This is a genomic window from Streptomyces globisporus (genome assembly GCF_003501885.1).
Classification (GTDB): domain Bacteria; phylum Actinomycetota; class Actinomycetes; order Streptomycetales; family Streptomycetaceae; genus Streptomyces; species Streptomyces globisporus_D.
The window spans coordinates 24,360-49,706 of sequence record NZ_QWFA01000003.1 but is presented as its reverse complement, the minus strand read 5'-3'; the positions used below and the strand labels follow the sequence as shown (position 1 = coordinate 49,706).

At 73.2% G+C, this 25,347-nt stretch carries 22 protein-coding genes and 2 pseudogenes; 14 read left to right on the top strand and 10 right to left on the bottom strand.

All coding sequences use genetic code 11. From position 1 onward, the window contains the following. Positions 1–325: 325 nt before the first annotated feature. From D3105_RS01235 to D3105_RS01215, 5 genes are read left to right on the top strand one after another with little or no spacing between them, the layout of a single operon-like run. Positions 326–1,591: a prenyltransferase/squalene oxidase repeat-containing protein gene (locus D3105_RS01235; RefSeq protein ID WP_118899154.1), complete on the top strand. Its 1,266-nt coding sequence runs from the start codon at positions 326–328 to the stop codon at positions 1,589–1,591. Continuing rightward, positions 1,510–2,286: an SCO2322 family protein gene (locus D3105_RS01230; protein ID WP_425315719.1), complete on the top strand. Its 777-nt coding sequence runs from the start codon at positions 1,510–1,512 to the stop codon at positions 2,284–2,286. The genes D3105_RS01235 and D3105_RS01230 overlap by 82 nt, the downstream gene beginning before the upstream one ends. Further along, the gene (locus D3105_RS01225) at positions 2,283–3,446 is read left to right on the top strand and encodes an energy-coupling factor transporter transmembrane component T (protein ID WP_118899152.1); all 1,164 of its coding nucleotides are present in this window, start codon (positions 2,283–2,285) and stop codon (positions 3,444–3,446) included. Before D3105_RS01230 ends, D3105_RS01225 begins: the two co-directional genes overlap by 4 nt. Then, positions 3,443–5,170 (top strand): ABC transporter ATP-binding protein, encoded by a 1,728-nt coding sequence (locus tag D3105_RS01220; RefSeq protein ID WP_118899151.1) that lies wholly within the window; start codon positions 3,443–3,445, stop codon positions 5,168–5,170. Before D3105_RS01225 ends, D3105_RS01220 begins: the two co-directional genes overlap by 4 nt. A 5-nt stretch (positions 5,171–5,175) precedes the next feature. After that, positions 5,176–6,033 (top strand): ECF transporter S component, encoded by an 858-nt coding sequence (locus D3105_RS01215; protein WP_118899185.1) that lies wholly within the window; start codon positions 5,176–5,178, stop codon positions 6,031–6,033. A gap of 14 nt (positions 6,034–6,047) precedes the next feature. Here D3105_RS01215 and D3105_RS01210 read toward each other — a convergent pair whose 3' ends face one another. After that, complete coding sequence (locus D3105_RS01210) at positions 6,048–7,226, bottom strand: steroid 3-ketoacyl-CoA thiolase (RefSeq protein WP_118899150.1); 1,179 nt, start codon at positions 7,224–7,226, stop codon at positions 6,048–6,050. Between the two features lie 285 nt (positions 7,227–7,511). Between D3105_RS01210 and D3105_RS01205 the strand changes: the two genes are divergently transcribed. Then, the gene (locus tag D3105_RS01205) at positions 7,512–8,765 is read left to right on the top strand and encodes a cytochrome P450 (RefSeq protein ID WP_118899149.1); all 1,254 of its coding nucleotides are present in this window, start codon (positions 7,512–7,514) and stop codon (positions 8,763–8,765) included. 114 nt (positions 8,766–8,879) lie between these two features. Here the strand turns inward: D3105_RS01205 and D3105_RS01200 are convergent, their stop codons facing one another. Both D3105_RS01200 and D3105_RS01195 read right to left on the bottom strand, forming a co-directional pair. Next, the gene (locus D3105_RS01200) at positions 8,880–11,000 is read right to left on the bottom strand and encodes a bifunctional glycosyltransferase 87/phosphatase PAP2 family protein (protein WP_118899148.1); all 2,121 of its coding nucleotides are present in this window, start codon (positions 10,998–11,000) and stop codon (positions 8,880–8,882) included. A gap of 143 nt (positions 11,001–11,143) precedes the next feature. After that, positions 11,144–12,322 carry a serpin family protein gene (locus D3105_RS01195; protein ID WP_118899147.1) on the bottom strand — a complete coding sequence of 393 codons (1,179 nt, stop codon included), beginning with the start codon at positions 12,320–12,322 and terminating at the stop codon, positions 11,144–11,146. Between the two features lie 62 nt (positions 12,323–12,384). Between D3105_RS01195 and D3105_RS01190 the strand changes: the two genes are divergently transcribed. After that, positions 12,385–12,873: a GNAT family N-acetyltransferase gene (locus D3105_RS01190; protein WP_118899146.1), complete on the top strand. Its 489-nt coding sequence runs from the start codon at positions 12,385–12,387 to the stop codon at positions 12,871–12,873. Between the two features lie 30 nt (positions 12,874–12,903). Here the strand turns inward: D3105_RS01190 and D3105_RS01185 are convergent, their stop codons facing one another. Beyond that, a complete protein-coding gene (locus tag D3105_RS01185; RefSeq protein WP_118899145.1) occupies positions 12,904–15,033 on the bottom strand; it encodes an MDR family MFS transporter in 2,130 nt (709 codons plus the stop codon). Positions 15,034–15,219: 186 nt separating this feature from the next. Here D3105_RS01185 and D3105_RS01180 point away from each other — a divergent pair, with 186 nt between their 5' ends. Further along, the gene (locus D3105_RS01180) at positions 15,220–16,299 is read left to right on the top strand and encodes a peptidoglycan-binding domain-containing protein (RefSeq protein WP_118899144.1); all 1,080 of its coding nucleotides are present in this window, start codon (positions 15,220–15,222) and stop codon (positions 16,297–16,299) included. Between the two features lie 190 nt (positions 16,300–16,489). Further along, positions 16,490–17,152: an HAD-IA family hydrolase gene (locus tag D3105_RS01175; protein WP_089115041.1), complete on the top strand. Its 663-nt coding sequence runs from the start codon at positions 16,490–16,492 to the stop codon at positions 17,150–17,152. Positions 17,153–17,168: 16 nt separating this feature from the next. On the opposite strand, the pseudogene D3105_RS01170 reads toward D3105_RS01175, so the two are convergent. Next, positions 17,169–17,909, bottom strand: a pseudogene (locus D3105_RS01170) (ABC transporter permease). A gap of 348 nt (positions 17,910–18,257) precedes the next feature. Here D3105_RS01170 and D3105_RS01165 point away from each other — a divergent pair. The 3 genes from D3105_RS01165 (at position 18,258) to D3105_RS01155 (ending at position 21,326) form a co-directional block, all read left to right on the top strand. Continuing rightward, positions 18,258–18,902, top strand: coding sequence for an HNH endonuclease family protein (locus tag D3105_RS01165; RefSeq protein WP_118899143.1), 645 nt, complete (start codon positions 18,258–18,260; stop codon positions 18,900–18,902). A 105-nt stretch (positions 18,903–19,007) separates the two neighbouring features. Then, complete coding sequence (locus D3105_RS01160; protein WP_118899142.1) at positions 19,008–20,762, top strand: alkaline phosphatase D family protein; 1,755 nt, start codon at positions 19,008–19,010, stop codon at positions 20,760–20,762. 114 nt (positions 20,763–20,876) lie between these two features. Next, positions 20,877–21,326: a DoxX family protein gene (locus D3105_RS01155; protein WP_118899141.1), complete on the top strand. Its 450-nt coding sequence runs from the start codon at positions 20,877–20,879 to the stop codon at positions 21,324–21,326. 145 nt (positions 21,327–21,471) lie between these two features. Here the strand turns inward: D3105_RS01155 and D3105_RS01150 are convergent, their stop codons facing one another. Beyond that, on the bottom strand, positions 21,472–22,287 hold the full coding sequence (locus D3105_RS01150) for a superoxide dismutase family protein (RefSeq protein ID WP_165890943.1): 816 nt from the start codon (positions 22,285–22,287) through the stop codon (positions 21,472–21,474). 198 nt (positions 22,288–22,485) lie between these two features. Between D3105_RS01150 and D3105_RS01145 the strand changes: the two are divergent. After that, positions 22,486–23,130, top strand: a pseudogene (locus D3105_RS01145) (DedA family protein); the annotation flags it as partial. Here the strand turns inward: D3105_RS01145 and D3105_RS01140 are convergent. The 4 genes from D3105_RS01140 to D3105_RS01125 all read right to left on the bottom strand — a co-directional run bounded on the left by D3105_RS01140 (position 23,087) and on the right by D3105_RS01125 (position 24,588). Further along, on the bottom strand, positions 23,087–23,311 hold the full coding sequence (locus tag D3105_RS01140; protein ID WP_118899139.1) for a DUF2277 domain-containing protein: 225 nt from the start codon (positions 23,309–23,311) through the stop codon (positions 23,087–23,089). The pseudogene D3105_RS01145 and the gene D3105_RS01140 sit on opposite strands and share 44 nt — an antisense overlap. A gap of 93 nt (positions 23,312–23,404) precedes the next feature. Further along, positions 23,405–23,857, bottom strand: coding sequence for a DUF7144 family membrane protein (locus D3105_RS01135; protein WP_118899138.1), 453 nt, complete (start codon positions 23,855–23,857; stop codon positions 23,405–23,407). Between the two features lie 154 nt (positions 23,858–24,011). After that, a complete protein-coding gene (locus tag D3105_RS01130) occupies positions 24,012–24,365 on the bottom strand; it encodes a hypothetical protein (RefSeq protein WP_118899137.1) in 354 nt (117 codons plus the stop codon). 4 nt (positions 24,366–24,369) lie between these two features. Further along, positions 24,370–24,588, bottom strand: coding sequence for a hypothetical protein (locus D3105_RS01125; protein ID WP_118899136.1), 219 nt, complete (start codon positions 24,586–24,588; stop codon positions 24,370–24,372). A 133-nt stretch (positions 24,589–24,721) separates the two neighbouring features. Here D3105_RS01125 and D3105_RS01120 point away from each other — a divergent pair, with 133 nt between their 5' ends. Beyond that, positions 24,722–25,345 carry a histidine phosphatase family protein gene (locus D3105_RS01120; RefSeq protein WP_118899135.1) on the top strand — a complete coding sequence of 208 codons (624 nt, stop codon included), beginning with the start codon at positions 24,722–24,724 and terminating at the stop codon, positions 25,343–25,345. Positions 25,346–25,347: the final 2 nt, after the last annotated feature.

The window sequence follows — 25,347 nt, the reverse complement described above, 5'->3', positions numbered from 1 at the left end:
GTGACGTACGTCGCCGTCCGAGCCCCGCCGTGCCCAGGCCTCGGTGACGTACATCGCCACGTGCGGCCCCCGGCCCCTCCCCTACGGACCGGTAGAGTGGGCAGGTCGTCATCATGCCCGTACAGGGGGACGCCGGAGACCGTCCGGCGCAGCGCCCCAGCCGTGACCCGTCCGTCCGACGGCAGCCGGACCGCCCTCCGCGGAGCGTGACCGGCTCGGGCCACCGGAACCCCGGTGGCCGGCACCGTCGAGGCATACGGGGCCGGAGCCCGGTGCCCTCGTGCGCCCGGGGAGTCCGGCCCTCGCAGGAGAGGCCCAGCCAGCCATGACCGTACGCCGCAGCGCAGCCGCGCTCGCGACCACCGCCGTGCTCCTGGGCGTCGCCGCCCCCGTGGCGGTCGCCCCTGTGGCGGTAGCCGCACCGAGTCCCTCTCCGTCGGCGGATCTGCCGGCCGGGCTCTACGGCACCACGGACCCCACCTACGACGGGGTGTGGCGGCAGTCGCTCGCCTTCCTCGCGCAGAAGATCGAGTACGTCACGCCGTCGACGCAGGCGGTCGACTGGCTGGTGGGCCAGCAGTGCGACAGCGGGGCGTTCACCTCGTACCGGGACGCCTCCAAGCCCTGCGACGCGTCGACGGTGATGGACACCAACGCCACCGCCGTCGCCGTCCAGGCCCTCGTCGAGATCAACCAGCACCGCGAGGACGCCAACAACGGCGCCGACTGGCTGAAGTCCGTGCAGAACGAGGACGGCGGCTGGGGCTACAACCCGGGCAGCCCGTCCGACGCGAACTCCACCTCCATCGTCATCGGCGCACTCGCCCGCACCGGTGTTCCGGTCAACGAGCTCACCACCAAGAACGGCAGCACCCCCTACACCGCGCTCCAGTCCCTGGCGATCGCCTGCGGCGAGAAGGACGGCGGCGCGTTCGCCTACCAGCCGGGCAAGAAGGGCGAGCTGACCGCCAACATGGACGCCACCGCGGCCTCCGTGCTCGGCCTGATGGGCAAGGGCATCGCCTCCGGCACGTCCAACGCGGTCAAGGACCCCTCCTGCACGAAGGGCGACGACCTCAGCCCGGAGCAGACCGCCCAGAACGGCGCCTCCTTCCTCGCGGACACGCTGAAGAAGCAGCCGTATCTGGAGCAGGCCCCGATGCCGGGCGCCGAGGAATCCGCCCCGCAGCCCGACTTCGGCAACACCGCGGACGCCGTCGTCGCGCTCGCCGCCTCCGGGCACGCGGACAAGGCCAAGGCATCGGTGGCCTGGCTGCAGAAGAACGCCACGGGCTGGGCGAAGCAGGGCGGTCCGGCCGCCACCGGACAGCTGATCCTCGCCGCGCACGCCACCGGCGCCGACGCGCGCAGCTTCGGCGGCGTCGACCTCGTCAAGCAGCTCAACTCGATGGGGCCCTCCCCGGCCGCCACCGCCCTCCCCTCGCCGACGCCGACCGGTCCGCAGCCCTCCAGCGGCACCGACAGCGACGACGGCGGGCTGAGCCTGGGATGGCTGATCGGCATCGGGCTGCTCGCCGGCACCGGCATCGGCTTCCTGCTCAGCATGCGCCGGAAGAAGCAGCAGCCGTGAGCCCTGCACAGGCCACCGCCCGGCTGCGCGTTCCCCTCGTCGCCCTGCTGGCCGCCCTCGTCGCCGTCTCCGCCGTGCTCCTCGGCGCGGGAAGCGCCCAGGCCGCCGGCTACCGCTACTGGTCCTTCTGGGAGGGCAACGGCAAGAACTGGGAGTACGCCACCCAGGGGCCGTCCCTCCTGCGCCCCGACGACGGTACGGTCCAGGGCTTCCGGTTCGCCGTCAGCGAGGACTCGGGCGACGCCGACCAGCCGCGCCGCGCCCCCGACTTCGGGGCGATCTGCGCGGACACCCCGGCACAGGACGGGAAGAAGCGGGTGGCGCTGGTGATCGACTCGGGGACGACCACGGACGCTCCGGACGGGGAGAAGCCGCCCGCCCTGCGTACGGTCTGCGCCCAGGTCGCGCCGGACGCCAGCAGCGCGGAGGCGCTCGCGGCGGTGGCGAAGCCGCTGCGGTACGACGACAGCGCCATGCTCTGCGCGATCTCCGGCTATCCGAAGACGGGCTGCGGCGAGCAGGTGTCCGGCGACAGCGGCAGCGCGAAGCCGTCCGAGCCCGCGAAGACCACCGACGACCAGGACAAGGGCGAGGAAAGTGACGGCGGCGGTCCGTCCGTCGGGCTTCTCGTCGGCATCGGCGCCGTCCTGCTGCTCGGCATCGCCGCCGTCGCCCAGGCCCGCCGCCGCCGGTGACCGCCGCCCCGGCCCGGCTGCTGCGCCGCGCCCTGCACGCCCCCGAGGCGGACCGCGCCAACGCGCTGCCCGCCGGGGCGTGGTGGCTGTGGGCTCTGGGGCTCGCCACCGCCGCGTCCCGGACCACCAACCCGCTGCTGCTCGGGCTGCTGGTCGCTGTGGCCGGGTACGTGGTGGCGGCCCGGCGTACGGACGCGCCGTGGGCCCGTTCGTACGGGGCGTTCATCAAGCTCGGGCTCTTCGTCGTGGCGCTGCGCCTGGTCTTCTCCGTCTTCCTCGGCTCGCAGATCCCCGGCACGCACACCGTGTTCACTCTCCCCGAACTGCCGCTGCCCGACTGGGCACAGGGCGTGCGGATCGGCGGCCGGGTCACCGCCGAGCAGCTCGTCTTCTCGCTCTACGACGGGATGAAGCTGGCCACCCTGCTGATCTGCGTCGGCGCCGCGAACGCGCTGGCCAACCCGGCGCGGCTGCTGAAGTCGCTGCCCGGTGCGCTGTACGAGGCCGGGGTCGCCGTCGTGGTCGCGATGACGTTCGCGCCGAACATGGTGGCCGACGTGATCCGGCTGCGCACCGCGCGCCGGCTGCGCGGGCGGCCGACCGGCGGGGTGCGGGCGGTGGCGCAGATCGGGCTGCCGGTGCTGGAGGGCGCGCTGGAGCGGTCGGTGGCGGTGGCCGCGTCGATGGACGCGCGGGGGTACGGGCGTACCGCCCAGGTCCCGGCGGCCGTCCGGCACACCACGAACGTCTTCACCCTGGGCGGCCTGCTCGGGGTGTGCGCCGGTACGTACGGGCTGCTGGCCGCGCAGGGGGCGGTGTACGGGCTGCCGTTGCTGCTGGCCGGACTGGTCACCGCGATGGCCGGGCTGCGGCTCGGCGGGCGGCGCTCGGTGCGCACCCGCTATCGCCCGGACCGGTGGGGTGTGCGGGCCTGGCTGGTGGCGTGCTCGGGTGCGGCGGTCGCGGCGGCGATGATCTGGGCGGGCGCGGTGGATCCGGAGGCGCTGCGCCCCGGTGTCGTACCGCTGACCGCGCCGGTGCTGCCGCTGTGGCCCGCGGCGGCGGTGCTGATCGGGCTGCTGCCCGCGCTGGTCGCCCCCGTACCGCCGTCGAACCGGGCAGCCGACAGACCAGCGCGACGCGGCAAGGAGCAGGCGTGATCAGGTTCGAGCGGGTCTCCGTGCGGTACGAGGGCGCGGAGCGTCCCACGCTGTCCGGGGTCGACCTCACGGTCCCCGAGGGCGAACTCGTGCTGCTCGTCGGCCCCTCCGGTGTCGGTAAGTCGACTTTGCTGGGTACGGTCTCGGGGCTCGTCCCGCACTTCACGGGCGGTCTGCTGTCGGGCCGCGTCACGGTGGACGGCCGCGACACCCGTACGCACAAGCCGCGTGAGCTGGCCGATCTGGTCGGGACGGTGGGCCAGGACCCCCTGGCGCACTTCGTCACGGACACCGTCGAGGACGAACTCGCGTACGGCATGGAGTCGCTGGGTCTCGCCCCGGACGTGATGCGCCGCCGGGTCGAGGAGACCCTCGATCTGCTGGGCCTGGCCGAGCTGCGCGACCGGCCGATCGCGACCCTGTCGGGCGGCCAGCAGCAGCGGGTGGCGATCGGTTCGGTGCTCACGCCGCACCCGAAGGTGCTGGTGCTGGACGAGCCGACCTCGGCGCTGGACCCGGCGGCGGCCGAGGAGGTCCTCGCGGTGCTCCAGCGGCTGGTGCACGACCTGGGCACGACCGTGCTGATGGCCGAACACCGGCTGGAGCGGGTCGTGCAGTACGCGGACCAGGTCGTCCTGCTGCCCGCCCCGGGGGCGTCCCCGGTGATGGGGCCGCCCGCCGAGATCATGAAGGTGTCGCCGGTCCGGCCGCCGGTGGCCGAGCTGGGCCTGCTGGCGGGCTGGGACCCGCTGCCCCTGTCGGTACGGGACGCCCGGCGCGGCGCGGGCGGGCTGCGGGAGCGGCTGGCGGGGGCCGCGGTGCCCGTGCGGGCGGACGTTGCCCCGACGTCGGGGCCGGTGCCCGCACCGGTGCCGGTGGTCGCCGCGGAGCGCTCGCTCCCCGGCCGCCTCGCCCGGCTGCTGGGACGAGGCCCCGCCGCCCCGGTCACCCCGGCCGCCGCCGATCCGGTCACCCGCGTCGATGGGCTCGGCGTGCGGCGCGGCCGGGTCGAGGCGCTGCGGCGGGTGACGCTCACCGTGGCCCCGGGCGAGACGGTGGCCCTGATGGGGCGCAACGGGGCCGGCAAGTCCACCCTGCTGGGCGCGCTCGTCGGCATGATCGAGCCCACGGCGGGCTCCGTGCGCGTCGGCGGCCTGGCCCCGGCCCGGACGGACCCGCGGGCGATGGTGCGCCGGGTCGGCCTCGTACCGCAGGAGCCGCGCGATCTGCTGTACGCGGACACGGTGGCCGCCGAGTGCGCCGCCGCCGACCGGGACGCGGGCGCGGCGGAGGGCACCTGCCGGGCGCTGGTGTCGGAGCTGCTGCCGGGGGTCGGGGACGACACCCACCCCCGGGATCTGTCCGAGGGGCAGCGCCTCGCGCTCGCCCTGGCGCTGGTGCTGACGGGCCGCCCGCCGTTGTTGCTGCTGGACGAGCCGACGCGCGGCCTGGACTACGCGGCGAAGGCCCGGCTCGTCGGCGTACTGCGCGGGCTCGCGGCCGAGGGGCACGCGATCGTCCTGGCGACCCACGACGTGGAACTGGCGGCGGAGCTGGCGCACCGGGTGGTGATCCTCGCGGACGGGGAGGTCGTCGCGGACGGCCCGACCGGTCAGGTGGTGGTCTCCTCCCCCGCGTTCGCCCCGCAGACGGCGAAGATCCTCGCCCCGCAGGAGTGGCTGACCGTGTCCCAGGTGCGCGGGGCGCTGGAGGCGGGAGCGTGAAGGCGATGACGGACGTCACCGAACGGGCTCCCCGGCCCGTGCGGCTCGGACCGAAGTCGGTGGCCGTGCTGCTGCTGACCGGGGCCGTCGGTGTGGTCGCCTTCGGGTGGCCGCTGCTGGCGGACGCCGAGTCCGGGCTCGCGCACGCGAAGGACGCGCCCTGGCTGTTCGCGGTGCTCCTGCCGCTGCTCGTCGCGGTGGTGGTGGCGACGATCTCCGAGTCCGGGATGGACGCGAAGGCCGTCGCGATGCTCGGCGTGCTGGCGGCGGTCGGGGCGGCCTTGCGCCCGCTCGGTGCCGGGACGGCGGGGCTGGAGCCGATGTTCTTCCTGATGGTGCTGAGCGGCCGGGTGCTCGGACCCGGGTTCGGCTTCGTGCTCGGCTCGGTGACCATGTTCGCCTCGGCGCTGCTGACGGGCGGGGTCGGGCCGTGGATGCCGTTCCAGATGCTGTCGATGGGCTGGTTCACGATGGGCGCGGGCCTGCTGCCGGGGCCCGACCGGCTGCGCGGGCGGGCGGAGCTGGCGATGCTCGCGGTGTACGGGTGCGTGGCGGCGTTCGCGTACGGCACGGTGATGAATCTGCAGGGGTGGGTGATCCTCACCGAGCTGGGTTCGGGGATCTCGTTCGTCCCGGGCGACCCGCTGCACGAGAACCTGGTGCGGTTCCTCGCCTACTGCGCGGCGACCTCGCTGGGCTGGGACCTGGGGCGGGCGGTGCTGACGGTGGTCCTGACCCTCGCGCTCGGCCCGACGCTGCTGAAGGCGCTGCGCCGGGCCACCCGCCGCGCCGCGTTCGACGCGCGGGCAGCGTTCGGGGAGCCGGAGAAGCAGCCCGAGGGGACGGCCCCGGGCTCATCGTGAAGGGCCGTGAGGGGTCACAGCCGCTGGATGATCGTCCCCGTCGCCAGCGCTCCTCCCGCGCACATCGTGATCAGCGCGAACTCCTTGTCGCGCCGTTCCAGTTCGTGCAGGGCCGTGGTGATCAGCCGGGCGCCCGTCGCGCCGACCGGGTGTCCCAGAGCGATCGCGCCGCCGTTGACGTTGACCTTCTCCAGGCCGTCGAGATCCGCCTCGAACTGCTGCGCCCAGCTGAGGACCACGGACGCGAACGCCTCGTTGATCTCGACGAGGTCGATGTCCCGCAGCGACATCCCGGCCTTGCCGAGCACCGCCCGGGTCGCGTCGATCGGACCGTCGAGGTGGAAGTGCGGGTCCGAGCCGACGAGGGCCTGGGCCACGATCCGGGCCCGGGGCCTGAGCTTCAGGGCTCGCGCCATGCGCTTGGAGGACCACAGGATGGCCGCGGCGCCGTCGGATATCTGCGAGGAGTTGCCCGCCGTGTGGATCGCGCTCGGCATCACGGCCTTCAGCCCGGCGAGCGCCTCCATCGAGGTGTCGCGCAGCCCCTCGTCCCGGTCGACGAGCCGCCACATGCCTTGCCCGGCCGCCTGCTCCTCCTCGGTGGTCGGGACCTGGACGGCGTACGTCTCGCGTTTGAAGCGCTCCTCGGCCCAGGCGGCCGCCGCCCGCTGCTGGGAGAGCAGGCCGAGGGCGTCGACCCGCTCCCGGGTCAGACCGCGTTTGCGGGCGATGCGCTCGGCGGCCTCGAACTGGTTGGGCAGGTCGACGTTCCACTCGTCGGGCCAGGGCTTTCCCGGGCCGTGCTTGGAGCCGCTGCCCAGCGGCACCCGGGACATCGCCTCGACGCCGCAGCTGATGCCGACGTCGATGACCCCGGCGGCCACCATGTTGGCGACCATGTGGGAGGCCTGCTGCGAGGAGCCGCACTGGCAGTCCACGGTGGTGGCGGCGGTCTCGTAGGGCAGGCCGACGGTCAGCCAGGCGGTGCGGGCCGGGTTCATCGACTGCTCGCCGGCGTGGGTGACGGTGCCGCCGACGATCTGTTCGACGCAGTCGGCCTGGATGCCGGTGCGGCCGAGAAGTTCACGGTAGGTCTCGCCCAGCAGATAGGCGGGGTGCAGATTGGCGAGTGCGCCTCCGCGCTTGCCGATGGGGGTGCGTACGGCTTCGACGATGACGGGTTCCGCGGCCATGAGCTCGTCCTCTCCTCGCGCTTCCGCAGGGGGCGTCCCGGCGCCCGCGGAAGGAACTAGTACGCGTTCTAGTTCTGCCCAGCAGTCTCGTGACGGCGGCCCGGCTGCGCAAGGGGCGTGCATGCGCCGCCCGTCGCACGCCCCCAACGGATCCGGCCACGGCTCTTGCCACTTGCAGAACTCGTCACTACCTTGCGGGCAACTCCTGATGGGTCGTCAGAACCAGAGTGGCGCGCCCATCGGACTCGGACGGTTCGCGATCAGATCCGGAGTGGAGAGGTGCCCATGCGCTGCCCCCATCTACCCGACGGGTTCGACTTCACCGATCCCGATCTCCTCCAAGACCGCGTACCGCACCCGGAGTTCGCCCTGATGCGGGAGACCGCACCGGTCTGGTGGTGCACCCAGCCGCCCAACATCTCCGGGTTCGGCGACGAGGGCTACTGGGTCGTCACCCGGCACGCGGACGTCAAGTACGTCTCCACGCACCCGGAGTTGTTCTCCTCGAACACCAACACCGCCGTCATCCGCTTCAACGAGACGATCAGCCGCGACCAGATCGACGTCCAGAAACTGATCATGCTGAACATGGACCCGCCGGAGCACACCCGGGTCCGCCAGATCGTCCAGCGCGGCTTCACCCCGCGCGCGGTGCGCTCGCTGGAGGCGGCCCTGCGCTCCCGGGCCCGTTCCATCGTCGAGACGGCCCTCGCGTCGGCGGACGCGGAAGGCTCCTTCGACTTCGTGACGAACATCGCGGTGGAGCTGCCGCTCCAGGCCATCGCCGAACTCATCGGCGTACCGCAGGACGACCGGTCCAAGATCTTCGACTGGTCCAACAAGATGGCCGCGTACGACGATCCGGAGTACGCGATCACCGAGGAGGTCGGCGCCGAGGCGGCGATGGAGATCGTGGCGTACTCGATGAACCTGGCGGCGGCCCGCAAGGAGTGCCCGGCCCAGGACATCGTCACGCAGCTGGTCGCGGCGGAGGGCGAAGGGAACCTGTCCTCCGACGAGTTCGGGTTCTTCGTGATCCTGCTCGCGGTGGCCGGCAACGAGACGACCCGTAACGCGATCAGCCACGGCATGCACGCCTTCCTCACCCATCCCGAGCAGTGGGAGCTGTACAAGCGGGAGCGCCCGAAGACCACGGCCGAGGAGATCGTGCGCTGGGCGACGCCGGTCGTCTCCTTCCAGCGGACCGCCACCCAGGATGTGGAGCTGGGCGGTCAGCTGATCAGGAAGGGCGATCGGGTGGGTCTCTTCTACTCCTCGGCCAACAACGACCCGGAGGTGTTCGAGGCCCCGGAGACCTTCGACATCACCCGCGACCCCAACCCGCACCTCGGGTTCGGGGGCGGCGGCCCGCACTTCTGCCTGGGCAAGTCGCTGGCCGTGATGGAGATCGACCTGATCTTCAGCGCCGTCGCCGATGTGCTGCCGGACCTGCGGCTGCTGGAGGAGCCGCGGCGGCTGCGGTCGGCCTGGCTCAACGGGATCAAGCAGCTCCAGGTGACCACGGCGGCGGAAGCCTGACACCGGTCCCGAGTGGCGGGGCGGGCACGACGGGCGGACCATGTAAGGACGCGGCGATCCACGCCGAAGGGGTGCCGGGACGGCGAACGTCGTCCCGGCACCCCTTCGGCCTGCTCACCCGCTGTGTGCCGCCTCCTGCTTCCTGGCCGGTACGGGCTCCGCCTGCTCGGCCGCCGGTTCCGCGGGCGGCGGCTCGACGGGTTCCACCGCCGCACCCCGCTCCTCGTCGACCAGCTTCCGCGGCCCCGACAGCACGTACGTCAGCCCGAAGCCCGCCGCCACGACGAGCGCGCCGCCGACCGCGTCGAGCACCCAGTGGTTGGCGGTGGCCACGATCGCGGCGATGGTGAAGAGCGGGTGCAGCAGGCCGAGCGCCTTCATCCACAGCTTCGGGGCCAGCATCACGATGACCACACCGCACCACAGTGACCAGCCGAAGTGCAGCGACGGCATCGCCGCGTACTGGTTGGTGACGGTGGTCAGCGTCCCGTAGTCGGGCTTCGCGAAGTCCTGCACCCCGTGGACGGTGTCGATGAAGCCGAGGCCGGGCATGAGCCGGGGCGGGGCCAGGGGGTAGAGCCAGAAGCCGACGAGCGCGAGGAGCGTGGCGAAGCCGATGGAGGAGCGGACCCAGCGGTAGTCGGCGGGGCGGCGGACGTACAGCACGCCGAGGATCGTCAGCGGGACGATGAAGTGGAACGTGGAGTAGTAGTAGTCGAAGAACTCCCGCAGCCAGTCGATCTTGACGACGGCGTGGTTGACCCAGTGCTCGATGTCGATGTGCAGCCACTGCTCGATGGCGTGGATCTGCCGGCCGTGCTCCTCGGCGAGCGGGCGGCCCGCCCGGGCGGCGAGGCGCACCTGGGCGTAGGCGTCGTAGACGACCCGGATGAGCAGGAGTTCCAGCAGCAGGTTGGGGCGGGTGAAGACCCGGCGCCAGAACGGCAGGAGCGGCACGCGTCTCCAGCGCGCCGCGACCGGTTTCGCGTAGTCGGTGGGGACCGGGTGCTGCCAGTACGGCGAGGTGCGGGGCAGGAACGGGGCGAGGCAGGCCGCGCCGAGCGCCGTGAGGAGCAGGATGTTGTCGCGCACGGGGAAGAGCGGCTCGATGTTCGGCAGGAGCATCGTGCCCGGCAGGGTGACGGCGAGCACCACCACGGACGGCCAGACCAGCCGGTCGGAGGCCCTCTTGCCGACCTTGCCGACGACCGCGAGGAGCACCCAGAGCAGCTGGTGCTGCCAGGCGGTCGGTGAGACGGCGACGACGACGCAGCCGGTAACGGCCACCGCGAGGAGCAGTTGGCCGTCCTCGGCGTACCGCACCGCGCGCCGCAGCCCCAGCACCACGACGGCGGCGGAGAGCACCAGGAACAGGGCGATCTCCGCGGGGCCTTCGAGGCCGAGCCGGAGCAGCGCCCCGTGCAGGGACTGGTTGGCGAGGCTGTCCGGCCGCTCCCCCAGTCCGGCGCCCGCGAGATGGTGCACCCAGTACGTCCACGAGTCCCTCGGTGCCGCGGCCCAGGCGACGGCCGTGGCGAGGGCGAAGGTCGCGCCCGCGCTCACCGACGCCTGTCGCCTGCCGGTCAGCCAGAGCAGGGCGGCGAAGAGGACCAGCACCGGCTGGAAGGCGGCGGCGATGCCGACGAGGACGCCCGCCGCCCGGTTCTCCCGGACGACGAACCAGGCCAGGAGCACCAGCAGGACGGGCAGGATGCTCGTCTGGCCCAGGTGCAGGGCGTTGCGGACCGGCAGCGACAGCATGAACAGGCTGATCGCGACGGGGGCCGCGAGCAGGGCCGTCCGGCGGCCCACCGGCCCGGGGAGCGCCTTGGCCGCGACGAGGCCGAGGGCGACGACGAGCAGCAGGGACCCGAACGTCCAGGCCACGCCCAGGGTCTGCTGGGCCGTGGCGGTGAGCGGTTTCAGGACGAGCCCGGCGAAGGGCGTCCCGGTGAACCGGCCGCTGTCGTACAGCGAGCCCGTCATGTGCAGGACGCCGTTCTCCCCGATCCAGGTCTCCAGATCGAGGAGCCGTTCCCCCGGTGGCTGCCGGAGCACCACCGCCACCTGCCGTACCGCGAGCACGGCCACGACCAGCCAGAGCAGGGCCCTGGTCAGCCCCGCCCCCGCTCCCGTGTCCGCCGCCGCGTCACCGCGCACACTGTGATCCGCATTCACCACGCTGCGCCGACCCTCCCACCCGTTCCGTGCATCGCCCTTGGAAGTGGGGGCCATGCAGGATGAAGCCTCGCATTGCCCTACGAGGTAGACCCAATCAACCCCCTCTTTGCCTGGCTGTCATCCTGCTTTGGTCCGGAAGATTTCCTCCGTGGGGATGACGGGGGCGCCGGAATGCCTCGGGCGGGCGCGGGGAGGCCTCAGGCGTCCGGGCCGGCGGGGGCGTCCGCCTGCCAGGCGGTGAACAGGGGTACGTCGTCGGCTCCGGCCAGCACGACCATGCCGAAGGGCCGGTCGAAGGCGATGTGGTGCACCCGCTGCGGCCGGGGCGCGGCGCCCGCCGGCGCCATGGCGACCACCGTCACGGCGGCGGCCTCCACGCCCTCTTCGGCGATCTTCAGGACGGCCTCCTGGATCACGTCGGAGACGAGGAGGCGTTCGGGCGAGAGGCCGGAGAAGTCGGCGTCGTCGGAGGTGGCGAGCCGTACGCCGAGGGCGGGCAGCTGCTCGGTGACGGCCACCCGGGTCCGCAGGGCGAGCCGCGGCAGCCCGACGGTCACCCGGTCGGCGTCCAGCGGGGTGCCCGCGGTCCGGGGCGCCCAGGCCACGGGCAGCACACGTTCCGGGCCGGCCCCCGGCTCGCCCAGGACGAGACGGACCCGGGCCCCGGGGGCGCCGTCGGGCTCCCGCGCGCAGCGCAGTTCGACGACGTAGGCCCCGCCGGCCGTCCAGGCGTCGGCCATCGGCACGTCCTTGGACATGGTCGGCACCGGGCGGACCGTCCCCGCCGCGTCGGTGAACGGCAGGTCCCGGGTGCGCCACCCCTCGAACGGCTTCTCCCAGCGGGCCTTCAGCGCCAGGACGTTGACCAGGGCGAGCAGGGTGTCGTCGGTGAGCTCCAGCGGCAGCCGCTCGATCAGCCCGCCGGTGGCCTCGCGCACCCAGGCGTCGACGGCCGCCGGGTCCATCGGGTCGAAGCGGACGTCCGGCAGCGCCTCCCGGTACGCGCGCAGCACGGGCACCCGGCTCCAGACCCGGGTGGCCACGCCCAGCGCCCCGGTCGCCGCCAGCTCCCGGGCCACCTCCGTGGCGACCGGGGCGGCCTCCCGGTCGGCGGTGCCTAGGAGGGCCCGCAGCTCGGCCGCGGTCCCGCCGCGGGCGCCCGCGGCGACGGCGGCCAGGGCGAGCCACAGCCCGGCGGGCGAACAGACGAAGCCGGCGGCCGGCACGGCAGGGTCCCGGCGCCACCACCGCCCTCGGCCCTGGCCGGCTGATCCGGCTGTTGTGCCGGCGGCCATGCCGTCCTGTATCCAGCGTTCGGCGAGATGCTGGATCGCCCGGGTGGTGGATATCTGCGATGTCGCGGACACGTCGGTCACTGCTGCCCCCTGCACAGGTAATTGCGTCGTCGTCAGGCCGTACGGCAGCAAGAATGCCTGACATGACCTGGACCGTGGCCGCCGAACGATTCGACTCCCCCGACGCGAGCGCGTTGCGCCGTGACTACTACGACGAGGTCGCGAGCCGCTACTGGAACCGGCCCGCGACCGCCGAGGAGATCGCCGACGGGCTCGACGACGACGGGGCCGACCTGCTCGTACCGCCGACCGGTCAGTTCGTCGTCGGCCGGTACGGCAGCGAGGCGGCGAGCTGTGCCGGGCTGGTGCTCACGGAAGAGGCCGGGCCGGGTACGGCGGAGCTGACGCGGGTGTACGTGCGCCCGGCGTTCCGGGGCACGGGCGGCGGCGGGCTGCTGCTGGCCGCGGTGGAGAAGGAGGCGAGGGCGTCCGGCGTACGGCTGCTGCGGCTGGACACCCGCAACGATCTGGTCGAGGCGCGCGGTCTGTACACGAAGCACGGGTACCGGGAGGTGCCGGCGTTCCACCGCCGCAACCCGTACGCGGAGCACTGGTTCGCCAAGGAGCTGTGACCCGGCTCCGCGCGCGTGAACCGTTCGGGCTCAGGCGGGCGGGTGCGGGTGGCCGTGGTCGTCCCGGTCGTCGAGGGCCCGGTCGTGGGCCTCGCGCTCGTCGCGGCGCAGGTGGGCCTCGTGGTCGCGGGGAGGCGTCGGTGAGTGGGGCCGTTCCCTGGTCGAGCCGCTGACCTCGGCGGTCAGTTCATGGACGAGTTTGACCAGGTCGGTGGGGCGCTCGGGCCCCCACCAGTCGCCGAGGAGTTCGGCGAGCGAGTCCTCGCGGGCCTGCGAGAGCCGGACGACGGCCTCGGCCCCGGAGTCGGTGAGGATCATCTGCAGGCCCTCCCGGCGGGCCAGTCCGCGTTCCTCGATCTGGCGGGCAGCGTCGGTGATCACGTGCAGCGGTACGGGAGCCGTCTCGGCGAGCCGGGCGGGTTCGACCATGCCGTGCCGCTTGATCCGCAGGAGCAGCCAGCCGGCCGCGGGCAGCAGGTCGTACCCCGCCCGCGCGGTGATCTTCTCGTAGATCTCGCGGCGGCCCTCCCGGGTGGCGAGCACGGACAGGGCGCGGGCGCACTCGTCGTACGAGGAGCGCTCGACGGGGTTGGAGGCGAGGGTCTGGCTCGTGTCCGGGGCGGTCACCGAGCCCCGGAGCTTGTCCTCGCGGAGGAACCAGGCGAGGACGAAGGCCAGGAGGACGACCGGGGCGGCGTACAGGAAGACGTCCGTGATGGAGGTCGAGTACGCGCCGAGGACCGAGGGCCGCAGGTCGGCGGGGAGCTGCCCGATGGCCCGGGGGTCGGCGGAGAGGCTCCCCGCGTCGATGCCCGGGGGCAGCGGCTGCCCGGCGAGGGCGTCCGTCAGCTGGCCGGTCAGCCGGTTGGTGAAGATGGTCCCGAAGACGGCCACGCCGAACGCCGCGCCGATGGACCGGAAGAACGTCGCGCCGGAGGTGGCGACCCCGAGGTCCTGGTAGGAGACGGAGTTCTGGGCGACCAGGACGAGGACCTGCATCACCAGGCCGAGACCGGCGCCGAAGACGAAGAAGTAGGCGCTCATCAGCCAGGTGGAGCTGGACTCGTCGAGGCGGTGGAGCAGCAGGAGGCCGACGGTGGTGAGGGCCGTGCCGAGGACCGGGAAGACCTTCCAGCGGCCGGTGCGGCTGACGATCTGGCCGGAGGCGGTCGAGGTGATCAGCAGGCCGAACACCATCGGCAGCATGTGCACGCCGGACATCGTCGGGGTGATGTCGTGGACCACCTGGAGGAACGTCGGCAGGTAGGTCATCGCGCCGAACATGGCGAAGCCGATGACGAAGCTGATCACGGCGACGAGGGTGAAGGTGCGGATCCGGAACAGCTTCAGCGGCAGCACGGGCTCGACGGCACGCCGTTCGGCGGCGATGAAGGCCACGAGCAGGACGACGGCGAGCACCGCGAGCGCGATGATCTGCGGGGAGCTCCAGGCCCAGGTCGTCCCGCCGAGGGAGGCGATGAGCACCAGGCTGGTCGCGACGGCCGCGATGAGGAAGGTGCCGAGGTAGTCGATGGTGTGCTTCTCGCGGCGGACCGGGATGTGCAGGACGGCCGCGATGACGCCCAGCGCGACGACGCCGATCGGCAGGTTGATGTAGAAGACCCAGCGCCAGCTGAGGTGTTCGGTGAAGAAGCCGCCGAGGAGCGGTCCGAGGACGCTCGTCACGCCGAAGACGGCACCGAAGAGCCCTTGGTACTTGCCGCGTTCGCGCGGGGTGACGAGGTCGCCGACGATCGCCATGGACAGCACCATGAGCCCACCGCCGCCGAGTCCCTGGAGAGCCCGGAATCCGATCAGCTGGGGCATGTTCTGGGCGACTCCGCAGAGCGCTGAGCCGATCAGGAAGATCACGATCGCGGTCTGGAAGAGCTTCTTGCGGCCGTACTGGTCGCCGAGTTTGCCCCACAGCGGGGTCGCCGCGGTGGCCGCCAGCAGATAGGCGGTCACCACCCAGGAGAGATGGTCGAGCCCGCCGAGTTCGCTGACGATCGTCGGGAGCGCCGTGGAGACGATGGTCTGGTCGAGTGCCGCGAGCAGCATGCCGAGGAGCAGCGCTCCGATCGCCACCAGGACGCTCCGGTGGGAGTGTCCCTCACCGGGGACCGCGGCCGGGGGCTGCGGGCTCAGCTGCTGGGACATGGGCGTCTCCTCTGCTGGGCCATGGCGTCTCCTCGATCCGCTGCGTCCGCTGATCCACTACACCCCCATCCTGGACGTTTCGCCCCGTTATGGCCTGCCGAAGGCGGGCGGAGCCCCCTGCGGGCCGTTGGGCTTCCCCGGAGCGGGCTGCATAATCGCAGGCAGTTCAAGGGGAGGGGACCCACGATGACCGGACACGCATGCCCGGAGTGCGGTAGACGGACGGCCGGGGAGCCCGGCACGGAGCACCGGGTGCCGTGCCGGTGCGGCGCGGGCGCGGCCCCGCTCACGGAGGACGAGCAGCGTGCCGCCCGTACGGCGGAGATCGCCGCGGCCGAGGACTTCGACCCGCTGCGCATCCGGCCGTACGTGACGCTGACCGACCGGGCGGGTGCGCCCTCCGGTATGTCTGAGGGCACGCGGACCGGCACGCGGGCCGACGTTCCGGGGGCGGCGGCCACCACGATGCCGCTGTTCCTGGGCGGCGACGGCCCGGACGTCGGTACGGGTACGGGGACGGGTGCAGGCCCGGGCGCGGGCGCCGCGACCGGCGCGTACGCCGCACCCGCCGGCAGCGGAGACCGCCGCCGCAGGCGTACTGCTTCCGCAAGCCCCGCCTTCGCCCCCGACCCCGTGCAGCCGCGCCGCAGGCGGCCCTTCGGCGCGCTCGCCGTGGGGGCGGCCGTGGCCGCGGTGGTCGGCACGGCGGCCTTCGCCGGTGGACTCTTCGGCGGCGACGGCAGCGGGGACGAGGCGCTGCCGGAGGCGACCACGAGCGTCCCGGACACGGAGGACGAACCGGCCGCGTCGGTGGCCCCGTCCCCCTCCGCGTCGGCAGCTCCGTCCCGTACGCCGTCCCGCTCGGCCACGCCGTCGGCCTCGCCGTCCGCGTCGGCATCGCCGACGAAGAGCCGGGAGCCGTCGCCGACCGCCAGCGCGTCCGCGTCACCGACGGCGAGCGCGTCGCCCACCCCGGAGGACGGCGGCGCGCCCACGGCCTCGCCGTCCGCCGCCCCGCCCGCGGGGTTCGCCGCCCCCTCGCTGCGGCCGGGGGACCGCGGCCCGGAGGTCGGGGTGCTGCAGAACCGGCTCCGGGAGGTGTGGCTCTACTCGGGGCCGTCCGACCAGAACTACAACGAGCGGGTGGAGAACGGGGTGGCGATCTACCAGTCGTACATGAACATCCAGGGCGATCCGATGGGCGTGTACGGGCCGAACACCCGGCGTGCGCTGGAGGCGGAGACGACCGGACGCGGACACCGCTGAGCCCCGGCGGCGGGAGCAGGCGTGCGGCGAGCGAGGTGATTGGCGTTCCGGCTCCGGTTTTTGTATCGTGATGGAACAAAGTAGCTCCCGCCCGCACTCCCTGACCGGCGGGCGGGGGTTGCTCTGGTACCGCCCTGCGGCACGCACGCCCGGGCCGTTCGTACACCTCCCCGCGTTTCTGGAGCAGCCGATGCCGGCCACCGTCCTCACCGCTCACGCCCTCCTGCTCGACATGGACGGCACCCTCGTGAACTCCGACGCGGTGGTGGAGCGCTGCTGGCGGCGCTGGGCGATCGAGCACGGGCTGGACCCCGAGGCCGCGCTCAAGGTGGTGCACGGCCGTCAGGGGTACGCCACGATGGCCGTCCTGCTCCCGGACCGCCCGATGGAGGAGAACTACGCGGACAACCGGGTGATGCTCGCCGAGGAGACCGCCGACGTCGAGGGCGTCGTGCCGATCGGCGGGGCGCCCGCGTTCATGGCCGCGATCGCCGAGCTGCCGCACGCACTGGTGACCTCCGCCGACAGCGCGCTCGCGACGGCCCGGATGGGTGCGGCCGCGCTGCCGATGCCCGCCGTCCGCGTCACCGCCGAGCAGGTCGGCGCCAGCAAGCCGGACCCCGAGGGCTTCCTCAAGGGCGCGGCGGAGCTGGGCTTCGACGCGGCGGACTGCATCGTGTTCGAGGACTCCGAGGCGGGTGTCGCGGCGGGCCGGGCGGCGGGCATGCGCGTCGTGGGCGTCGGCCCGCGCGCCGCGGCCCTGGCGCCGGACGCCCATGTGGCGGACCTGACGCAGGTGCGGGTGGAGGCGGCCGAGGACGGCTCGATCCGCCTGCACATCGACGAGGCCTGAGCCCCCGACCGGCGACTCAGTCGCGGTACAGCAGCCCGCGCGCGACCAGCTCCAGGACCGTAGCGACGGCCACCACCTGGACCGCCCTCAGCGCCACCAGGACGAACAGCTGCACGGCGCCCGCCTCCACGGGTGAGGCGCCGCCCAGCAGCATGCCCACCAACGCCCCCGGCAGGGTGACGAGCCCGACCGTCCGGGCCTGATCGAGCCCGGGGAGCAACGCGTCCGGCGCCGCCGGCCGGACGATCTCCAGCCGGGCGTCCCGGTCGATCAGCCCGAGGGCGTGTCCGCCTCCACCTCCCCGTGCCGGGCGGCGAGTTCGTCCAGGGCCCGCCGCCCGCCGAGTACGGTCGCGGCGAGCGCCCCGCCGATGAGGATGCCCGCCACCGGGACGAGCGCCAAGCGCCGGACCGGCACGAGCCCCGTGAGCAGCAGCGCCCCGACGACGGGCAGCACACCCGCTCCGATCGGCACGGCCGCCCAGCGCCAGGTGCGGTCGCCGGTGATGCGACGGGCGGCGGGAGGCGGTCCGTACGGCCACGGCGAACATCAGCGCCACGAACCCGAGAAGCGGTGCCACCGAGCTGACGACCCAGCCGATGAGCAGGGAGAAGGCGGCGAGTCGGGCCACCGCCCGCACCCCGGCGACGAGGATCTCGCGTGACCGGCCCAGGGAGGCCCACGCGGCGACGGCGGCCGCGAAGACCAGCAGGACGGCCAGGACGACGCCGAGGGTGACGGAGACCGGAAGCAGCACGCGGCAACGATGGAGCCGTCCCCGGTTTCACCGAACTCCCCGATACCCCGGGCCGCCCGGCGGAGCGCGCCGCACGGTCCGCATCCGGTGGGGGCGCGACCGGAACCCCGAGCGCCCCCACCCCTCCGGCAGGGCGCCCAACACCACCCGTACAGCCCCTCCGTGACGGACCGACGCGCCCCCGCGATCCGTCACTCCCCTTGCACACCCCTTGATGTGACGTGCACATGTCGCCACTCTGTTACCTGACGCCCACCCCACAGAAACCTGGCGTCGCCACGATGGCCGGGATCCGCCTGAAGCCCGATCGTCGCCCACCCACGCACCCCCCACATCAAGGGAGTTCGCATGTCCGGTGTCTACGCGCGTCGCCTCTCCGTCGTCGCCGCAACCGCAGCACTCGCCGCCACGTCCGCCCTGTTCACCGCCCCCAGCGCCCAGGCCGCCATGCCCACCCCGGTCAGCGCGGCGACCGCGCGGACCTACCTCGGCCAGTTCACCGTCGGCGCGGAGGGCTCGTCCAGCGGCTACAGCCGTGACAAGTTCCCGCACTGGATCACCCAGTCGGGAGCCTGCAACACCCGCGAGGTCGTCCTCAAGCGCGACGGCACGAACGTCCAGCAGGACTCCTCCTGCGCCGCGGTCAGCGGCAGTTGGTACTCGCCCTACGACGGCGCCACCTGGAGTGCCGCCTCCGACGTGGACATCGACCACATGGTCCCGCTGGCCGAGGCCTGGCGCTCCGGCGCGAGCGGCTGGACCACCGCCCAGCGCCAGTCGTTCGCCAACGACCTGACCCGCCCCCAGCTCATCGCGGTCACCGACAACGTGAACCAGTCCAAGGGCGACAAGGACCCGGCCGAGTGGATGCCGCCGCGCTCCTCGTACAAGTGCATCTACGTCCGCGCCTGGGTCCACGTCAAGAAGCAGTACAACCTGAGCGTCGACTCCGCCGAGAAGAGCGCCCTGCAGTCGGCCCTGAACGGCTGCTGATCCCGGTGCGGGTCCCCTGACGCTCCCGCCGGGGCCCGTGCGCAGCCCCTCGGCGTTCTGTACGTTACGGAGCCGATCCGTTCCGGCGTCGCGAGGAGGCACCACATGGCCGGGCTGCGCCTGGGACCACTGCTGCGGTACGTCGACTGGGAGACCGGGTCCACCGCGACCGTCTGGGTCGAGGCGAGCCGTCCGTGCACCGTGGAAGTCCGGTGCGCGGACGGCGCTTCGGGGGCGTCGCCCACCTTCTCGGTGGCCGGGCACCACTACGCCCTGGTCGTGGTCGAGGGGCTGACGCCCGGCTCCACGACGGCGTACGAGGTGCTGATCGGCTCCCGGCGCGTCTGGCCGCCGGACGGCGCCCGTCTCCCGCCGAGCACCATCACCACTCCGTCGGTGGCGACGCCGTCAGGACCGGGGAAGGGCGCGGCGGAGGGCGCCGGGGCGACCTCGGACGGCGTGCGGATCTCGTTCGGGTCGTGCCGCTGGGCGGCCGCCCCGGACGGCGGGCACGATCCCGTGGGGCCGGACGCCCTGGTCACCCTGGCCACCCACCTCGCAGCGGATCCGGCGGCCGCTCGGCCCGACGTCCTGCTGCTCCTGGGCGACCAGGTGTACGCGGACGAGACCTCCGCCCCGACCCGGCGCAGGCTCGCCGCCCGCCGGGACCTGACGGAGCCGCCCGGCGCGGAGATCGCGGACTACGAGGAGTACACCTACCTCTACGACGAATCGTGGCGCGACCCGGAGGTCCGCTGGCTGCTCTCCACGGTTCCCAGCTGCATGATCTTCGACGACCACGACGTCATCGACGACTGGAACACCAGCGCCGCCTGGCAGCGGGACATACGCGCCACGCCCTGGTGGCACGAACGGATCGTCAGCGGGCTGATGTCGTACTGGGTCCACCAGCACCTGGGCAACCTCTCCCCCGCCGAGCTGGCCGCCGACCCCGTGTACGCGGCGGTCAGGGCCTCCCCCGACGGCACGGAGGCGCTGCGCCGCTTCGCCGCCGAGTCCGACGCGGACCCGGCCCGGACCCGGTGGAGCTATCGGCGCGTTTTCGGCCGAGTACGGCTGGTGATGGTCGACACCCGCGCGGCCCGCGTCCTGGCCGAGGATCAGCGGGCGATGCTCGACCCCGAGGAGGCCGACTGGCTGCGGGGAGCGGTCCTGGACGACCCCGCTTCGTATGACCATCTGCTCATCGGCAGCTCCCTGCCGTGGCTGCTGCCTCCGCTCGTCCACGACGCGGAGCGCTGGAACGCCTCCCTGTGCGCCGGCGTACGCGGGGCCCGCTGGGCCCGCTGGGGCGAGAAGGTGCGCCGCGCCGGTGACCTGGAGCATTGGGCCGCCTTCCCGGAATCCTTCGACCGGTTCACGGAGTTGCTGCGGGTGGCCGGGAGCGGTCCGGACGCCCCGGCGACGGTTTGTGTCCTCTCGGGCGATGTGCACCACGCCTACGTCACCGAGCCCCGATGGCCGGACGCCCCGCCCGGGAACGGACGCGCTTCCGGTACCGCCTCCGGCCCCGACCCCGGAAGCGCCCCGGTGTCCCGCGTCCTCCAGCTGACCTGCTCCCCCGTGCACAACTCGGTCCCCCGGTGGATTCAGGCGGGATTCCGCTTCGGCTGGAGCCGGACGGGCCGATGGATCGGCCGGCTCCTGACGCGGCACGGGCGCGCCGGAGCGTCGCCGGTCACCTGGGACAGGGCGGGTGGCCCCTGGTTCGGTAACCAACTCATGACGCTCACATTGCTTGGCCGGAAGTCTGCGCTGACATTGGTACAGGCCACAGCCGGCAAACAGGGAGACCAGCTCGAAGCGGTTCTTGAGCGTTCACTCACCCCTGAGGATTAGGTGATTTTCAGCCATCCGACAGAATGTTGAAGTTGCAAGCACTGGTGAGGTTTCCCTAACCTGATGCGCCCAGTCGGTTCACGTCCCCACCCCGACCGAAGGAGCCCACCCCCCATGCTCATCCGCTTGAACCAGGCGCAGCCGTATGTGCTCAGCCTCTTCCGCTTCGTCGTCGGCCTGCTCTTCGCCCTCCACGGCGCCGCCACCCTCTTCGGGGTGCTCGGCGGCAACCAGGCGGAGACCGGCGCCTGGCCCGGCTGGTACGCCGCTCTGATCCAGCTGGTCTGCGGGGCTCTCGTCGCCCTCGGTCTCGGCACCCGTGGCGCGGCGTTCCTCGCCTCTGGCTCGATGGCCTACGCGTACTTCAAGGTGCACCAGCCGGAAGCGTTCCTGCCGCTCCAGAACGGCGGCGAGCCGTCGGCGATGTTCTGCTGGGCGTTCCTGCTGCTGGTCTTCACCGGTCCGGGAGCCGTCGCCCTGGACCGCTTCTTCGGTTCGCGGAACACGGCGGCCACCGCCGAGGACGCGACGCGGCGGGACAAGGCCCCGGCCGTCCCGGTCTGACCGGCCGCCCCTGCGACCGGCTCTCCCCGCCTCCGCGTTCCGGCGCCGACCCGGCGCGCGGCGGGACCGGAAACGCACGGCGGCGCCCCGCTCCCCCGAGTTCGCGGAGGGAGCGGGGCGCCGCGGCGTACGCCGTGCTACTCGGTCAGGCCCGTACGTCGGGCCCGAACGGCACCGTGAAGCAGGCCGCCCGTTCCCCCGCACCTCCCTGCCGGTCGTGGATGATCACCGACCGGGCCCCGCCTTCCCGGAAGTTCCAGTCGTGCAGGGCCTCCGCGCGCCCGTCGCCCTCCTCGTCCGTCCGGAAGTCCAGCCACACCTCGTTGACCGGATCCGCGGTCGCCGACGAGCGGTGCTGGTAGTGCGGCCCCGCGGCGGCCGGGTCGGCGCCGCAGGGCAAGGTGTGCACGTGCATCCCGTACGCGCGGCCGGGCACGAGCCCGTGCAGGCGCGCCCCGACCCGGGTGCCGGACGGGTCCGTGAACTGGGTGATCTCGATCCGGGCACCGGCCGGCACCAGCCGGGTGTCGTACGTCAACGCGTCGGACGGCACGAAGGAACCGGGCGGGGAGAACACTCCCGCGGCCCGCATCCACGAGCTGCCGCCCGTGGCGGCGACGTCATCCGTGCGGCTCGGGTCTGCCGCGGATGCGCCGGGTGCGCCGTGGTCTCCTGAGGCGTCATGCGCACCGGAGCCGTCGGGGGCGCCGTGGCCGCCAGGGTCGTCGTGGGCGCCCTGCGCACTCTGCGTTCCGTGCCCGCTGCGGTCGGACTCCTGGGCGACGCCGATGCCCGCTCCGTACGCCAGCGTCAGCAGCGCCGCCGCTCCCGCCAGCGCGCCCGGGACCCGCGAGATCCCCCGGCCCCGCGACCCCGTGCCGCCCTCGGGTCCCGCCGTCGGCCGCCCTCCCGAAATCGGGTGCGCCGGACCGTGCCCCGTCCGTACCATCCATGCCGTCATGCGCTGCTCCTCGCTCGTGCCGGTCGTTCTCCCCGCCTAACGGGCGCATGGCCGTCAGGTGTACGTGACCTGCACAACATCACCCGCCCTGGGCGATCTCGGGAGAGGCCCCACGCGTACGCTGTACAGCTGAACCTGCCGCCCCTGCCGCTCCCCTGCGACCGTCGCGGCGTCGACACGATCGGGGAGTCGTAGACGGTGTTGGAGAGTGTGGCTGCGCTGACCAGCAGCCCATGGATCTACGTGGTGGTCGCCGCCTCCGTCCTCCTGGACGTCTTCCTGCCCCTCCTGCCCAGCGGCGTTCTCGTCATCACGGCCGCCACGGCGGCGGCGGCGGGCTCCACCACCGTGAACGGCGCCGGTGAGGGCACCGGCGGAGAGGTCCCCTCGCTCGTCGTCCTGATCCTGTGCGCGGCCACCGCCTCGGTGCTCGGCGACCTCGTCGCGTACCGGCTCGCCTGGCGCGGGGGCGACCGGCTGGACCGGGCCATCGCCCGCTCCCGGCGCCTGACCAGCGCGCAGGAACGTCTCGGCGCGGCCCTGAGCCGGGGCGGCGGCGCGCTGGTGATCATCGCCCGGTTCGCCCCCGCCGGCCGCTCCGTGGTCTCCCTCGGCGCGGGCGCCGCCCACCGCAGGAAGCGGGACTTCCTCCCCTGGTCCGCGCTGGCGGGCCTGGCCTGGGCCGGTTACAGCGTGGGGCTCGGCTACTTCGGCGGCCGATGGCTGGGCTCGACCTGGTTCGGCACGGCCGTCTCGGTGCTGGCCCTGTTCGTGGCGGGCGCCCTGGCCGCGTTCCTGGTCAGGCGCCCCGCGACGCGCCCCGTATCTCCAGCCCGGCGAGCAGCTTCATCGTCGCTGCGGTGATCTCGTCGACGGCACGGTCGAACACCTCCCGGTTGTGCGCGGCGGGCGCGCGGAACCCGGAGACCTTGCGTACGTACTGAAGGGCGGCGGCCCGCATGTCCTCCTCGGTGGCCTCTTCGGGGAGGGCGGGCGGGCGGAGCGTCTTGATGCTGCGGCACATGACTCCAGTGTGGACCGCCCCACTGACAACGGACACCCGGCCGCCCCGCGGCCGGGTGTCGCTCTGCCTGCGCTCGGTGCCCGCGCCGGTCGCTCAGCCGCTCCGCGCCCAGTCGTCCTCGCTCGACCGGTCGGTGCACAGGGCCCAGATGACGAAGACGTCGATCGCGATGGTGACGATGGCCCAGACCGGGGTGTACGGGAGCCACATGAAGTTGGCGATGAGGTTCAGCGAGGCGAGGGCGACGCCCGCGCCGCGGGCCCAGGCCGCGCCCTTGAGGATGCCCCAGCCCACGAGGATGAGGACCACGCCGAGGATGAGGTGGATCCAGCCCCACGAGGTGACGCTGAACTTGAAGACGTAGTCGTTGATCCGGGTGTAGACGTCGTTCGAGGCGATCCCGGCGACGCCCTTCAGCACTCCGAGGACACCGTCCACGAAGAGCAGGACACCGGCGAACACCGTTCCCCCGGCCGCCCACGGGCTGCCCGGACGGGGTTCGGCGGGGCGCGAGGCGCCGGGCGGGGGTGTGCTGGACTGCGACATGAGGACTCCTTAGCCGGAACAGGCACCGGTTCGGCCGGAACGGATGCCGGGCGCCTGCTGTCCTGACCTGCCCCGGTGGTGCGGGCCGATCAGCTCCGACGTTCCTCGCGGCGTCCGGGCGCAGCCAGCGGGACGCACCCGTTCGGGTGAAGGGTCACGGTGCGCCGACCGTGACGATGCGCCCCTGGGCGTCGACGGTGAGTGCCTCCCGCTCGACACGGTTGACCAGGGCGAGACCGGCCCACACGACGCCCCACACCAGGCACGAGAAAACGGTGAGGAAGGCGTGCAGCACATGATTCACCGGCTGCCCGCGCACCAGCACCACCTGGCTCCCCGAGCGGGACTCGACGCGCCAGCCGCCCGCGATGCGCCGGCTCACGACCCAGTCCAGGATCAGCGCCCGCTGCGTTGCGTCGGGAGGCTCGCGCCCGGCGTCCCCGGCGACGTAATAGCCGGGCGGTGGTTCGATCGACGCGCTCTCCCGTACCGTTCGACGACGCTTCACGGGATCACCCCCAGGTGTCGAGGTCGCCGCCGCGCCATTCGATCAGCCCGGGCCGGTCCAGCTCGACGATCTTGTCGGGCCCGGGGGCGAACCCCGCGGCCCGCAGCAGTGCGGCCACCTCGCCCCGCCCGTGCGCCATGCCCACGATCTGGCCGTGCACGGTGACCCGCCGTCCTCCGGTCGCGGAAGGCGGATAGACGATCACGGGCGGGTGCTCGGCCATGCCTCCACGGTGCCCCGAGCCCTGCCCCCGCGCATCCCGGGCGGCCCCGCCCCGCTCCACGGAACCGCCAGGGCCCGGCCCGGCGTCCCCGGAGACGTCTCTACGATCATGAATCGCGACGGAGGACCCGCCCATGACGGCAACGGCTGCCCGCTATCTGTACGTGACCCGGCACGGTCAGGCCTCCGAGGACGAGACCACGCTGACGGAGGCCGGCCGCCGTCAGGCCGCCCTGCTCGGGGAGCGGCTGCGCGGGGCCCCGATCACGGCGATCCACCACGGCCTGCTCCCCCGCGCCGAGCAGACGGCCCGGCTGGTGGGCGAGCAGCTGCCGGGGGTTCCCCTGGTGCGGTCCGAACCGGCCGGTGACTACATCCCGTACCTGCCGTCGCGGGAGGAGCTGCCGGCGGAGTCGGCCGAGCAGACGCTCGCCCGACTGGCCGAATTCCCGGCGGCGGAGCGGGAGCTGGGCCCCGGTCTCGCACAGGAAGCGCTCGCGCGGTTCACGGGAACGGTCGAGGGTGACGAGCCCCGCCATGAACTCCTCGTCACCCACAACTTCCTGGTCGGCTGGCTCGTCCGGGCCGCGCTGGACGCCCCGAAGTGGCGCTGGCTGGGCCTCAACCACGCCAACGCCGGGCTGACCGTGATCCGTTACGCGCCCGGCCGGCCCCCGGCGCTCCTCCTGTACAACGACACCGGCCATCTGCCCGCCGAACTCCGCTGGACCGGCTTCCCGCCCGAACTGCACATCTGAGG